12 protein-coding genes and 1 pseudogene are annotated in these 13,540 nt (G+C 67.7%); 4 read left to right on the top strand and 9 right to left on the bottom strand.

Annotation, left to right across the window (positions count from 1 at the left end):
• Positions 1 to 40: 40 nt before the first annotated feature.
• Complete coding sequence (locus AB0G15_RS35010; RefSeq protein ID WP_362848364.1) at positions 41 to 766, top strand: GntR family transcriptional regulator; 726 nt, start codon at positions 41 to 43, stop codon at positions 764 to 766.
• Between the two features lie 136 nt (positions 767 to 902).
• Here AB0G15_RS35010 and AB0G15_RS35005 read toward each other — a convergent pair whose 3' ends face one another.
• From AB0G15_RS35005 to AB0G15_RS34985, 5 genes are all read right to left on the bottom strand, one after another.
• Positions 903 to 1,550 carry a response regulator transcription factor gene (locus AB0G15_RS35005; protein WP_362848361.1) on the bottom strand — a complete coding sequence of 216 codons (648 nt, stop codon included), beginning with the start codon at positions 1,548 to 1,550 and terminating at the stop codon, positions 903 to 905.
• Positions 1,547 to 2,782 (bottom strand): histidine kinase, encoded by a 1,236-nt coding sequence (locus AB0G15_RS35000; protein ID WP_362848358.1) that lies wholly within the window; start codon positions 2,780 to 2,782, stop codon positions 1,547 to 1,549. Before AB0G15_RS35000 ends, AB0G15_RS35005 begins: the two co-directional genes overlap by 4 nt.
• A 13-nt stretch (positions 2,783 to 2,795) precedes the next feature.
• Complete coding sequence (locus AB0G15_RS34995; RefSeq protein WP_362848355.1) at positions 2,796 to 4,343, bottom strand: serine hydrolase domain-containing protein; 1,548 nt, start codon at positions 4,341 to 4,343, stop codon at positions 2,796 to 2,798.
• A 722-nt stretch (positions 4,344 to 5,065) separates the two neighbouring features.
• Complete coding sequence (locus AB0G15_RS34990) at positions 5,066 to 6,958, bottom strand: hypothetical protein (RefSeq protein WP_362848353.1); 1,893 nt, start codon at positions 6,956 to 6,958, stop codon at positions 5,066 to 5,068.
• Positions 6,955 to 7,479, bottom strand: coding sequence for a helix-turn-helix domain-containing protein (locus tag AB0G15_RS34985; protein ID WP_362848350.1), 525 nt, complete (start codon positions 7,477 to 7,479; stop codon positions 6,955 to 6,957). The genes AB0G15_RS34990 and AB0G15_RS34985 overlap by 4 nt, the downstream gene beginning before the upstream one ends.
• A 633-nt stretch (positions 7,480 to 8,112) precedes the next feature.
• Here AB0G15_RS34985 and AB0G15_RS34980 point away from each other — a divergent pair.
• Complete coding sequence (locus AB0G15_RS34980) at positions 8,113 to 8,886, top strand: methyltransferase domain-containing protein (protein WP_362848347.1); 774 nt, start codon at positions 8,113 to 8,115, stop codon at positions 8,884 to 8,886.
• Positions 8,887 to 8,988: 102 nt separating this feature from the next.
• On the opposite strand, the gene AB0G15_RS34975 is transcribed toward AB0G15_RS34980, so the two are convergent.
• Positions 8,989 to 9,204: a hypothetical protein gene (locus tag AB0G15_RS34975; protein ID WP_362848345.1), complete on the bottom strand. Its 216-nt coding sequence runs from the start codon at positions 9,202 to 9,204 to the stop codon at positions 8,989 to 8,991.
• A complete protein-coding gene (locus AB0G15_RS34970) occupies positions 9,201 to 9,335 on the bottom strand; it encodes a hypothetical protein (protein ID WP_362848342.1) in 135 nt (44 codons plus the stop codon). Before AB0G15_RS34970 ends, AB0G15_RS34975 begins: the two co-directional genes overlap by 4 nt.
• A 691-nt stretch (positions 9,336 to 10,026) precedes the next feature.
• Here AB0G15_RS34970 and AB0G15_RS34965 point away from each other — a divergent pair.
• Positions 10,027 to 11,367, top strand: coding sequence for an aspartyl protease family protein (locus AB0G15_RS34965; protein WP_362848339.1), 1,341 nt, complete (start codon positions 10,027 to 10,029; stop codon positions 11,365 to 11,367).
• A 476-nt stretch (positions 11,368 to 11,843) separates the two neighbouring features.
• Here AB0G15_RS34965 and AB0G15_RS34960 read toward each other — a convergent pair whose 3' ends face one another.
• Complete coding sequence (locus AB0G15_RS34960; RefSeq protein ID WP_362848336.1) at positions 11,844 to 12,236, bottom strand: nuclear transport factor 2 family protein; 393 nt, start codon at positions 12,234 to 12,236, stop codon at positions 11,844 to 11,846.
• Between the two features lie 60 nt (positions 12,237 to 12,296).
• Between AB0G15_RS34960 and AB0G15_RS34955 the strand changes: the two genes are divergently transcribed.
• Positions 12,297 to 12,848, top strand: coding sequence for a TetR/AcrR family transcriptional regulator (locus tag AB0G15_RS34955; RefSeq protein WP_362848333.1), 552 nt, complete (start codon positions 12,297 to 12,299; stop codon positions 12,846 to 12,848).
• A gap of 159 nt (positions 12,849 to 13,007) precedes the next feature.
• Here AB0G15_RS34955 and AB0G15_RS34950 read toward each other — a convergent pair.
• Positions 13,008 to 13,540, bottom strand: a pseudogene (locus tag AB0G15_RS34950) (WD40 repeat domain-containing protein); the annotation flags it as partial.

Here is a 13,540-nt window from a genome sequence, read left to right as displayed (position 1 = left end):
CGGCGGTGGTATTCTCGTACGTGATCAAGGAGGGTGATTCGTGCGAGACACCGGCCCGGACCCGTTGTGGGCGCAGACCGCCGGCCTGATCGTCGGCGAGATCGAGCACCGCGGTCTGCGCGCGGGAACGAAGCTGCCGCCCGAGCGCGAGCTCTGCGTCCGGCTCGACGTCTCCCGGGTCACGCTCAGGAAAGCGCTCACGCACCTGGTCGAGCAAGGGGTCGTGACCGCCTCCCACGGCCGCGGCTGGTTCGTCGCCGCACCGGTCGTGGCCCGTGACTGGCCCAAGGACCTGGAGTCCTTCACGGTGACGGCGCGCCGCAAGAACATGCGGCCCAGCTCCGTCGTACTCACTCAGGAGGTGCGGCCGGCGACCCTGGACGAGGCCGAGCGCCTCGACATCCCGGCCGGCAGCCCGCTGCTGGAACTGGAGCGCATCAGGCTCCTCAACGACGTGCGCATCGCCGTGGATCACACTCTGGTCGTCACCTCGGCGCTACCGGGCCTGGACGACGTCGACTTCGCGCAGTCTTCGCTGTTCGAGGCGCTCAGGGAACACGGGGTGTACCTCGACCGGTCCGAGGTGAGCATCGAGGCCAGGGACGCCGACGAGCGGCTCGCCCTTCACCTCGAGATCGAGCCGCGGGCCTCCGTGCTGGTTCTGGACCAGACGATCTACGGGCGCGACCAGCGGCCGGTCCTGCTGTCCACGGTGCGCTACAGCGGCGAGCGTTACCGGCTGCGGACCACTTTCCAGCACCGCTGACCGTGGGCCTGGTCGTGTCGGCGCTCAGCCGCGGGCGTGGTCGCGGATCGTGCCCGGGCCAGGACCGAAGGCAGGTGGTGAACAAGGTCGCCGTCGAATACTCGGGAGGCCGTCGCCGGCCGACCGGCCCGCCGCCTCACCTGGCCTGCCAGACGAGCAAGGCCGCCTCGACCCGGTTTCGCACGCCGAGCCGTGCGAAGGCCGAGCTCAAGTAGCCCTTGACTGTCGCTTCGCTCAGGTGCAGCGTTTCGCCGATCTCCGCGTTGGACCGTCCTTCGGCGACCAGGTGGAGGACATCGCGTTCTCGCGGGGGTAAGCCCGCGAGGATTCGCCCGGCGGTGTTCACGACTTCGCGCCGGCCCGCGGCCGACCGGGCATCGTTGATGACCATGGCGGCGACGGTCGGCGCCAGGCACGCCCCGCCTGCCATGACCGACCGCAGACCGGCGAGCAGGTCGCGTGGATCCCCTACCTTCAGCAGGAACCCGTTCACCCCCAGACTCACGGCGCGACGGACGTATTCGGTCTCTCCGAAGGTCGTGAGCACGATGATGCGCTGCCCCGGCCACCGGCGACGGATCTCGGCCGCGGCCGTGAGGCCGTCACCGCCGGGCATCCGGATGTCGAGCAGGACGACATCCGGTACGCAGCGATTCACCTGTTCCACAGCTTGGTGCCCGTCGGTCGCCTCGCCCACGAGCTGTACCGAACCGTCGCTGGTCAAGATCGTCCGAAGTCCGGCCCGGACGTCGGGATCGTCGTCCACGATGAGCACCCGGATCATCGCCAGGGCCCTCTGCGCAGGTCGTGCACGCGGGTGAGGGTTTCACCGTCGTCGCAGATCTGGAACGTGGCGATGCCCAGAGGGAAGTTCCCGTCGGTGAAGTAGCGGCAACGCCAGGACGCGGGGATCGGGTCGGCCGGGATGAGAAGGCGGACCGGCGCCTGCCGTCGCGGTAGGTCCTTCGCGGAGGCGACCGGCTGCCCGGCCGCCAGGCCGGCGAACCGCTCCCGTTCGACCACCGTCGCGTACGTCGCCCAGGTGTGGAAGGCGAGTAGCGCGCCGATGGCGCCAAGTGCCGGCAAGAACACCCAGCGCAGCGTGGCGGCGCCGGGCCGCCGGGCCGGCGGGTCGTCTGCCGGCGGCGCGTTGTCGTAGGACGAGCCAGGGAAGGGGATGCGGGCGAACGTCACGCGTGTGCCGTCGGCACCGCGGACCGACAGCTCGCCGTTGAGGGCTCGCACGCGTCGCTCCAACCGGGCCAGGCCGGACCAGCCGCCGGTGTCCTCGCCGGCATCCCCCGCCGTGGTCACGGTGACCAGCTGGGAATCGCCCTCCACGGTGAGGCGGATGCCGACCGGTGCGCCCGGGGAGTGCTTCGCCGCGTTGGTGACGCATTCCTGAACCACCCGGTAGGCCGTCAACCGGACCGGAGCCGGAACGTCGCCGAGCTCCCCGTCCACCGCGATGGTGGCGCCCGCGTCGCGGGCCCGGGCGATCAGCCCCGCGAGATGCCATCCGGAGGGCGGGGCGACTTCTGGGACGTCGTCGTCGGGACGTAGCAACCGGACGGTCTGCCGCAGTTGCAGAACCGCCTGCTCGACCTGCGCGCGGACCGCTGCGGCCTGCTCGGACGCCGCGCCCGTGCTCGTCACCTGCAGCGCTCCGGCACGCAGCGCGATGAGACTGAGCTCGTGGCCGAGCACGTCGTGCAGTTCCCCGGCGAGCTCACCGCGTTCGCGGGCCCTGGCTCGCCGGGCGAGGTCCGACTCGAACGAGCGGCGATACCGCAGATAGCGGCGGTACATCAGGACGAGGACGCTGAGTGCTGCGATGAGCAGTTCGCCGAGCACGAGGAGCGCGACGCTCCCCGCCGTCAGGACCCAGCCCGCGAGAACCACCTGGACCGTGCCCAGCACGGCGAGCATCCAGCCGATACCGGTGTTCCCCCACGGTCGCCGGCGCACGGTGCGGCCCTTGCGGCCGCGCTTCATCAGGTCCTCGATGGCGATCACCGGCCAATTCTCCTCACTCGGCGTGGGATCCGGAACCGACGATGGTCGCATCCCGAGCTCGGCTCGACGACACCGGGACCGAGCGCGACGCGACCAGCGCCCGCACCCGGACTGTCACCACGGCCAACGCGACGACGGTGGAGACCCCCAGCCACATCAGCACTGCGGGAACGCCGTAGGCGAGCGCGTCCCATCCTGTCCGCCGGGTGTACAGCGCCGTCGCCAGTACGGGCAAGGTCACCGAGACAGCTCCTGGAACCAGGTACGGCAGCAGCCGGACGGCGGCCGTGCCCATCCGGCGCCGGGCAGCGGCCCACCGCCGGGCACGCCGTACTCCCCGCGTTCCGAGAACGACGACGATGAGGGTCAGGACTCCGAACACGACGTCGGTGACCAGCGAGACGGGAACACCGGCGGCCGCGCTCCCTCCGCCGAGTATCGTCACCAGCCCATCGACGATGGCGTCGGCGTCCGCCGCCGTCGCGGTCATGCCGACGTCCACCATGACCGCGATCCCGTACCCGTCCCGCAGAAGCAGCGTCTGCTCGGCCATGAACGTGGCGTTGCCGCCGCTGTGCGACAGCTCGCCGGGATCGTCCGCGATCCACCCCATCACGTACTCCGGGCTACGCGCGGTGGGCGTGTGGGCGACGTGGATCGACTCGGCCGACAGGACCCGCCCGCCGTCAGGCCCGACGCCCTGGTTGAGATGCGCGCTCAACCAGCGGGCCATGTCCGCGGCGGTCGTCACGACCCCCTGCGACCCGTTGACGAACGCCGCCGGTGCCGGCGCCGGGACCGCCGTCCCGAAGACCCGGACGTGCCCGGAGCGAGGAAACCGAGCCGCGGTGTCCACGGTGGTGCTGGCCCGCATCCCCAACGGACCGAACACCTCCTCGGCCATGAACGAGGCGAACGGCCGTCCGGAAACGACCTCCACCAGCCGGGCGGCCACTTCGGAGTTGAGGTTGTCGTACCGGAAGCGCTCGCCGGGTGCGAACAGGAGGCCGGCGTCGGCCAGTTGGGACACCCGTCGCCGCAACGACTCGGCCGGATCGGCGGGCGCGCGGCGGTCGTCGAGCCCGGAGGTCTGGTCCAGCAGGTTTCGCACCGTGATCTGCCGGGCGCGTGGATCGGCCATGGCGAACTCGGGCAGGTACGTCACGACCGGGTCGTCCAACCGTACGGTGCCCTGCTCGACGAGCCGCAGCACCGCCACGGCGGTGAAGGACTTGCTCACCGAGGCCACGGGAAACGCCGTGTCCCCCGTGACGTCGGCGCCGTCGGAGCCGCGGCCGTAGCCCGCGACGTGCACGACACCCTTGCGGGACACCACGGCGACCGCGGCACCCGGGATGCCGTTGCGGTTCAAGTACGCCGTGACGTATCGATCGATCGCCACGGTGTCGACCGGGCCGTCCTGGGCGGTGACCGGCGGTGCCACGAGCAGGGTGAGCCCGACCGTCAGCGCGATGCACGACAGCATCCGCGAAAGCACGCCGCCCGGCTCGCCGAAGACCTCTGGGCAGGACAATCGCCGGGCAGTCCGGAAATCAGTCATGGCTCCATCGTTCTGGTGCGGCGAACGAACCGGTACCGACGAAAGTCGGGTAGCACGGGGACCGGAGACAGCGGTCGGCGACCACGTCCGGTTGCAGTACCCGAACATGGCATGCCGCCTGCACCAGGCCTACTGGGTCAAAGGCACAGCAGGGTGCGGAACGCTCGGATGAACCGGATCGAGCCCAAAGCCGGTTGTGGTGACTGGTCTCCAGGGTTCCGTGCGGCAACCGGCGTCGGATGTCGAGGTCACCATGACGATCAACGCCCGCCTCGCCCTGGATGAGAAGCGAAAGGCGCTGGGCAAGCTCGGGAAGCCGAACGGGACGGTGGAACATCGTCAAGGACGTCTGTGGGACGTCTGTGGGACGTCTGTGGGACGTCTCCGCGACGGGTAAGCGTCCCGCCCCGCTGGAGTGAGCCAGGAGGTCTCCTTCTTGGCCTCCATCGCCATGCCGATCGGTTTCCCCGTCAGCCTTTCGTACGTCGCGCCATACAGCTCGGGCTCAGATCGCGCCGGCTCCTGGTAGAGGGTGACGGCTTCCTGGACAGGGGGCCGCTCTTCGGTCAGGCTGTCAACGCAACTTTGGTTGACGATGATTCGAACTGATCGAAGACTCGAGATGAAGGATCGCGTGAACTCGGAGCGCGGGCCGCGCCCCCGGGTGCGGTCTGAGGTCCCAGGGGCGCGGCTGCGTCAGTTCGGCCGTGGCCTTCCCGTGCCTACTTCTTCGGCACGTACAGCCGGATGTTGTCGATGCGGGCCTGGCCCTCACCGACGTTCGTGTACGGCTCACCGATGACGAAGTAGTCGGGGTAGGCCGAGCCGGCCGGCCACTGGTTGTCCCACGTCTTGGAGCCGAACGCGCCCCGCGCGGTGTGCGACGTGTTGAACTGGCCGTCGTACTCCTCGGCGTCCACGTTGTAGTGGAAGATCGGGACGTTCGCCCCGACCACGCCGGCGTCGTCGTCGATGAAGCCCCGGGTGAACCGGTAGGTCTGTTCGCCGACGTTCTTGAAGTTGCCGCTGACCTCGAGCGTGTAACCCGCCTCGGTACGCTCGATGGCGAACGTGTAGTCCTGCTTGGGCATCAGCTCGGGCTGCAGTTCCACGGCCGACTTCTGCACTCCGGAAACCGGCCGACGGTCGCAGCTCGTCACGAACGTCTGCGACTGGCCGAGCGAACCCGTGAAGTAGAGCATGTTCACCGTGGTGCGGTTGCTCTCGTCCCAGGGGTACTTCTCGCCGGTCCGCGAGTCGCAGACGTCGTAGCCGTCCGTGTTCCGGGACGGGGCCGGGCTGAACTGGTCCATCAGCACCTTGCGGTGCCAGTGGTACATCGCCAGGTTCCGGGGCATCGCCGGGAAGTCCAGGATCGACATGAAGTGGAACGCGTTGTACGCCTCGTTGCTGTCCTCCCGCACGGAGCGTGTGGCGCAGGGATCGGCCGGTTCGATGTCGTTCGGGTCGCCGACCCAGGGGTAGAACGTCTTGCACTCCCCGAGGGCGTACCCGTTGTACTTGCCGTCGTAGAACAGCGAGCCGTCACGCAAGCCGCCGAAGTCGAGCGTCTTGAGGTCGTACTCGATGCGGTAGTACTTCGGCAGCGGCTCGGTGTTGCGGATGATCGCGCCACCTGTGTGGTTGGGCACGGTGATCTTGGCGACGGAGCCCGCGTTCTTCAGCGACTCCGTCGTGATCGACGGACGTTCGGCAGTGTCGGTGTAGCTGTCGTCGACCCGCCCGCCGCTCTCGCGCGCGGAGAGGGACGCCGTGAGCCAGCCGTCCCGGCCGAACTCGGTCTCCTGCCGGTAGGTCCGCATGGTCGCCATCGCCGCGTCGAACTCGGGACCGAGCTGAAGGCGGTAGAGGTCGCCGTTGTCGTCGTTGAAGTCGTCGACCGGCTCGCTGTAGTCGTCGAGCACCCACGGGCTGGCCTCAGTGCGGATCGGCTTCCCGAACTGCTCGACATACTTGAGCTTCCAGCGCGGGGGGACGGGTTCCGGCTCGGGCGAGGCGGCCGCGCACGGCGGGGTCACGCCGTCGTCGTTCTGGATGATCGTCAACTTCACGCTGTGCAAGGTCACCCCGGCCGTGCCTGCCTCGACGCGGAAGTCGGCGCCGCCGTTCTCGCGGTTGGCGAACCGGGCGTCCATCAGCTCGAAGCCCGCCGTCTTCCACGTGTTCGACCCGGTGCGGTTCACCGAACCCGTCGAGCCGTACGCGCTGCTGGTCGAGTCGTACTGGACGCGGAACGTGGCCCCGCCCTCGTCGAAGTACTCGACCTGCAGGCACGCGACGAACGCGCCATCGAAGGCGATCGCGTCGTCGACCTGGAAATACATGTGTTCCGCCGGTGCCGAGGTCTGCACGGTCGCGCGTGCGCTCAGCCCGCCGACCGTCACAGGTGCGGTCGTGCCGTCACCCTGCTCGATCTGGCGGAGGCCGTTCTCCTCGTTGAGCTCGCCCAAGATGATCGAGGCGCTGGGCCCGTCCGCGGCGGCCGGCGTCGCGGCGGCCGGCATCGCGGCGAGGACCAGAGATGCCCCCAGGGTGACCACGCTCAGGGCCGCCACGGCCGAGCGACGTCCGCGATTGCGAGTTGTTGCTCTCATTGCGCTTCCTTCGTCGTCGTGGGCGAACCCGCCTTGGGCGAACCCGACGTGCGCGGCGCCGTCGGCGGTGGCGTCGGTGACGTCGGCGAGCCCAAGCGCCGGCGCCAAGGACTCCGTCCACGAGCCCGTCCGGTGCGGCTGGAGGACCATCGGGGAGAAGAACCTGCCGGGCACATGTCCGCAGACGGGCTGTCCTTGAACACCGTGTAAGGGATCTCGGCTTCGATCTGCGTGGCCCCGTACGCGAATCGGCTGGGCCGGTCGGGGTGGTCGATCGTGTTCTTCTTGGTCACCGTGATGTCGACGAGCCGGTACCGGCCGCCGCCGTCCTTCTCCAGGACGCCGAGCTCAAGCAGGGATGCGGCGTAGCGGTGGGCCGTGCTGACCGCGACATGGGACGCGGCTGTCAGATCGTACGGGCTCGCACCCGCTGTGCCGGCGGAGGCCACCGTCTCCAGCAGCTCGAACGCCTTGGTCGTACTCGACGACTTTTTCGTCGTCGGCATTACTGTCGTCGCCATTCGAATAACTCGAATCCTCTTCGATCTGGTACCTGATCACAGCCTTGATAAATGCGAGACACCTTGTCAAGGGTTTCGATTCGTGGACTTTCCTGGCTGATCGATGGATTCCTCACCGGGCATTCGAGAATGTCGAATCGACGGCTCATCTCGACACCGGCGTGGGCCGTCGACGGTGATGGGCACCGCGGCAACTGGTTACGCCGCTTGTCGCAAGGGGAGACAGACCCCGCCGCACGTCGAGCGCGAGCCCGGTCACCGGCAGGCGGCGTTCGAAGGACGTCGGGCGCACGCTTGCTCGTGCCAACCCTGAGGTCCACTCGGTGGACTTGGCCGCCGGCTGCGTTGTCGATGGCCAGTTGCCAAGTGAATAAGAACAACTTGAGGAGGGCCTTGCATTAATTGTGAGAGGCCTCCAGATCGCTTTAGATCGGGATTTCCACGATCTCGTCCGCGTGGCGATAATGCTTTTCCGCAACCTCTGCCAGCAGAACCCTTCGGGTCGGATTGCCACCGGATGACATGGTTACCAACAGCGAGAGCGACCTACCTTCGCTGTCGCCGGCAGGTCCTTGTCGGCGGGGTGAGCAAAGGGATTGCATGCCCGCATGTGACCAGCTTGGATCGGTATCCGTGACAATCTTCGATGAGCTTGCCCGCCCGGATCGGTATCCGCGCTCGTCCCGGTACGACCCGGCCTGGCTGCTCGACCTGGACATGGGGCCGAACCCGTTGTGGCTGCTGGAGGACCTGGCCCGCGATCTTGACCTGCGCCCGGGAATGCAGGTCCTGGACCTGGGCTCCGGCAAGGGGGCGACGTCGGTGTTCCTGGCCCGCGAGTACGGCGTCCAGGTCGTGGCGGCCGATTGGTGGATCGCACCGGATGAGGCAGCGGCCGTGTTCGCTGACGCCGGCGTTTCCGGCCAGGTGACCGCCGTGCGGGCCGAGGCGCACAACCTGCCGTTCGGGAAGGACAGCTTCGACGCCATTGTGAGCATCGACGCATTCGAGTATTTCGGCACCTCTGAGTGGTACCTGCCGTACCTCGTGGGGTTCCTGCGGCCTGGCGGCCAACTCGGCGTGGCGACGCCGGGAATGACCCGGGAGGTCCGGGAACTCGGGGCGATCCCGGAGCGCATCAAGGAACTGTTCGGCTGGGAGCCGATCGCCTGGCACACCGCCGAGTGGTGGCGCTTTCAGTGGGAAGTCACCGAACTCGTGACCGTCACATCGGCACGACTGCAGGAAGACGGCTGGCGGGACTGGCTGCTATGGACACAGGCGGTGGCCGAGCACACAGGCGACTGGGCCGGTCCACAACACAATCGCCAGGCGGTGATCGACCTGCTCGCCGCCGACGCCGGCGAGTTCCTCACCTTCGCGATGGTGACGGCGAGGAGGAACTGACGGGCAAGCTCCGCGCGGTCCGCTGTAAAAATTCTTGAATCGACCACGCAGAGACGAGCGGCCACCGCCGTGACTCCAGACCCTGACAGCTCACGGTCTCCATCAGCTGTCCCCGGCCTGCCGTAGCCGGTCCGACGCGTCATTGACCAGGCGACCGAGGTTTCCCAGTTCGTGCGCCATCCGGTGACGTTCGTTGTCCTCCCAAGCCCTGATGGCCATTCCCAGGTCACCCGACTTACCGGCCGTGATGATGATCTCTTGGCCGTTGACTCGCTTGGTGACCGCATCACCCAGGATGACCCAGCCGTGCACGGTCACGCCTCCCGGGCAGCCACGATCAGGGCGACCACCTGTTCGGGATGCTCGCTTCTCACCGGCTGAGGGCCGGAGCCGTCGCGTAGGGAGACCAGGTAACTGCCCGAGCGTGGTCCCATGGTCACCGTGGCCATGCGCTTTCGTCACCGACCATGATCGGTGCCGGGTGTGCGCGTCGGCTGCCGCATCCCGTGGTCTCTCGACGGCCGCCGACGCGGCCGTGACACGACCATGACACGGCACGGACGGGGCGTGGACACGGCTCGGAGACAGTGGGTGGCGTCGACGGGCGAGCCGCGGGCCGGTCACCGAGGGTGCGGCGAGACCCGGCGGCGTGTCGTGAGTGTTGTCGATCAGAAACGACCAGGCCGTGGGGGAGGGCCTTGAGCCGGTCTTGACCCGAACTGTTCACCGCGGACGAGAACGTGGACGGGACGCCGTGCCCGGGCAGGCCGTATGTCCGGGCGCCGGACGTCCGGGCGAGCCTCCGAGCAGGCCGTATGTCCGGCTGAGCCGGAGGCGGACCGCGGCACGGTGGCCGTACCGGTTGGCTGGTCGAAGCCGGACGGATCGGCCGTTCAGCGGTCCCGGCCCGGAGCGCGGCCACCGATCCAGGGTCGCCCGGATGGGGCCAATGCGGTGCGGCCCGGGTGGGCCCGGCGACTCGGCGTCGTCCTCGTCAAGCGGGGCGAGCCGAACCGGCCGGGTCAAGCGGGGCGAGCCGAACCGGCCGGGTCAAGTAGGGCGAGGTGGACCGGCCGGAGCCGCTGTGCCCGTCCGCCAGGCGGAACGTCACGGCGAAGATGATCACGAATAGGAGAAGGCATGACTGATGACAGGCAATGGGACCGGCGTTCGCTGTTGCGGGGTGCCGCCGTGCTGGCCGGTGCGGCCGCGACGGTGCCGCTGCTCGACAAGGCGGCCACGGCGGTGGCCGGCGTCGGTGACACGGACGTGTTGTTCAAGGCCGGTGGCGGTGACGCGGACGTGTTGTTCAAGGCCGGGAGGTTCGAGCAGGCCGGTCGCGCGTACGAGGAGATCCTGAGAAAGGACCCCGGGAACGTGCACGCGGCTCGCCAGCGCGGCTACGTGGGGCTGCTGGCAAACCGGTTCCCCGACGCCGAGAGGTATCTCAAGATGGCCGTCGAGCTGGCACCCGGAGACAAGCAGGCCAACCGGCTCCTGGCCGACTGCTACATCCGGCAGGACAAGCTCTCCCTTTCGGCACCGCACTGGCGAGTCGCCGGCGAGGAGACCTACGCCAAATGGTTCGCGGCGTTCTCCGGCAAGCCGTACCAGGTCCACGGCAGCACCGCGCAGCTGCCCTGGAAGCAGATGGACCCGGAGCCGCTGGTGGAGGCCTCGGTCAACGGCGGATCGACGAAGCGCTTCACGTTCTACACCGGCGCCCCGTCGCTGCAGGTGTCGGCGAAGGTGGCCAAGGAGGCCGGTCTGAGCCCCGTCGTCAGCGAGAAGATGGATTTCCTGGACGGCGTCGTATGGGCACACTACGGGGTTCTGGACTCGTTCAGGCTGGGCGGCATCGAACTGCGCAACGTCCCCGTGAGCTGGTCGACGACGGAGTCGGGCGGAGATGTCAGCACCGACAACGACGGCATGATCGGCATGTGGGTCTTCTACCACCTGCTGACCACCTTCGACTACGCGGGCCGGCAGCTGATCCTGCGGCGTCGGACCCCCGAAACGGCCGGTAAGGCACGCGCCACCGCCAAACGGGCAGGTGCCGATCCCTTGCCGATGTGGATGGCCCGCGAGCACGGGCTCCACAGCAGGGGCAGTATCGCCGGTGCCGCCGGCTCCGGCACAGGGGTGGTGGGCGTGCTCTTCGGCGGACACAGCGAGGTCGCCGGAATCGTGAAAAAGGAAACGGCCAAGCAGTTGCAGGTCCGCGTCGACCGCGACCGCCCGGTCGAGACGTTTGCCGGCAGTCACCCGGCCGTCGCCTACCCCTGCTACCCGAAGGAGATGCGCCTCGGCGACGTCGCCGCCGACGACATCTACTGCTTCACGAACCCGGACGCGCCGCTCGCCCCCGACGGGTTCGACGTGCCGGCCGTCTTCTTCCACAGCTTCCACAAGCCCAACACCATCACCCTCGACTTCACCGACATGAAGCTCTACGTCGCCCGCGGGCAGGCCGCCTGACCATCGCGACCGCAGGGGCGTCGCGGGAGCCGGACCCGTAAAGGAGCCCGCCACCTCGGATGACAGGGCGTTCGCCGGTGCTGTGAGCGGAAACGTCGGCCGAGTCGGCGGCCAGGCTCGGATGTGAGAGGGCGTTCGCCTCGGTGGATGCCCTCTCGCTGCGGATCCGGGCGCGTTCACGGCGCCGGTTGGTCGCGGCCAGGATGTCAGGGGCGAAGGAGGGGGGCCGGGTTCACGCGGACCCCCTCTCGGCTTCGTGGGACGGGGGTTCGGTGCGAGGCGGCCCGTCGGCCAGCTTGTTGCCGTGGATGGCGGCGATGCGCCGCCATCTCTCGGGTGACCACCGAGGCGATTCGGCGATCTTGCGCTGGACCACTCCCGTACAGTCCCGAATTTCCGGCGCAGGACACTAGACCCCGTCGGCGATGCCCAGGTGGTCGATCACGTAGTCGCGGACATCGCACACTCTGAGCGCGTCATGCTGGGGCAAGGGCCTCGTGCCACTTGGCGGTATCGGTGTACTGGTGCAGCCAGACGATCTTTCCGTTGTCGACTCGCCATAGATGTGCGAACTCGGCCTCGTAGGGGCGGCCAGTGGAGTTGGCCGTACCCCGATAGTGGCCGGTGACGAGGACCCCGCCGTCGGTGGTCTCCTCGCAGGTCTCGTCGTAGGGGGCGGTCTGATAGTTCTTGGCTATCTCGCCCCATACGCCGAAAATCATCGATTGAGGGCCGTGATGGACGCCGCCAACGCCATACGGCATGCCCGGAGCGACGTGTCCTTCGAAGTCCGGATGCAGTAACTGCATAAGCGCGTCAACATCGCGCTCTTGCAAGGCGCGGTAGAGGCTCTTGACAAGGGGGGACACGTCTCTCCTTTTAGTGGATACATTCTAGAACGTGTCAACTAATATCATGGGAGGGAACCTGTGGGAAGATCGGCCAGGTTCACCGAGGAGCAGGTCCTCGACGCAGCACTGCAGGTTGTGGCCGAAGACGGGCCTGCGGGGACCACTGTGGCGGCGATCGCGATGCGTTTGGGGGCGCCGGTCGGCTCGATCTATCACCGATTCCCGTCCCGCGATCTGCTGCTGGCCCGACTGTGGATGCGCGGCATCCGGCGATTTCAGGAAGGGTTCCTGGATGCGCTGGCCGCGGGAGATCTGGAGCGAGCGGCGGTCCACACGCCACGCTGGTGTCGCGAGCATCTCGCCGAGGCCCGCGTGCTCCTGCTCCATCGCCCGGCGGATCTGGTTTCGCGGTGGCCCGTTGAGCTGGGAGGGGAGCTGGCCGATCTCAATGCCCAGGTAGCGAGCGCGATAACGGCGTCCGCCGGCCGCCATGAGCGAGAGCGGGTGGTGTTCGCGCTGGTCGATGTGCCTTACGGGGCCGTACGACGGCATCTCCTCGGCGGAAAGCCGCCGCCCCCTCTGGTCGATGACCTCGTGATCCAGACCTGCCGCGCCGTTCTCTTGCCCTGAGACAGGTCATGAGCAGACAAAGCTCACACCAGCCTCAAAGTGCGGCTGTAGTGCTAAGCGCCAACTGGATTCCGCGGTAAGCGCTGGAATCTTATATCGGCATATGCGAATAATATAAAAATATCATTGCTATCAAAGAGTATGCATCACCAGGTGACTTCATAAATTTGTGTCACATGAGACCGAAAGCGTGAACATGTAGACGCCGCTGGCTCCACCAACGGCTATAGTGCTGAATCCATACCAACATACGTCAAGCAATGCGCCCCCAGGACGCGCTGCTGCAATGCATTGGCGATTGCTGTCGATATCCCAGATTCGAATTGTGTCGTCAGTGGAGGCGCTGGCTAGCCAGGTACCGTCTGGGGCGATCGCCACCGCCCTTACTGAACCGGTGTGGCCGGATAGGACGGTGCGTTGGCTGCCGTCGGTGTCCCAAATCCGGATGGTGCCATCGGCAGAGGTGCTGGCCAGCCAGGTACCGTCTGGGGCGATCGCCACCGCCCACACTGGACCAGTGTGGCCGAGTAAGACACGCAGCTGGTTGCCGTTGGTGTCCCAAGTCCGGATGGTGCCATCCTGGGAGGTGCTGGCTAGCCAGGTACCGTCTGGGGCGATCGCCACCGCCCACACTGGACCAGTGTGGCCGAGTAAGACACGCAGCTGGTTGCCGTTGGTGTCCCAAGTCCGGA

The organism is Streptosporangium sp. NPDC023825, assembly GCF_040639575.1.
GTDB lineage: Bacteria > Actinomycetota > Actinomycetes > Streptosporangiales > Streptosporangiaceae > Streptosporangium.
Note: the sequence above shows the minus strand (reverse complement) of the source record. Positions and strands in the feature narration are given on the sequence as shown.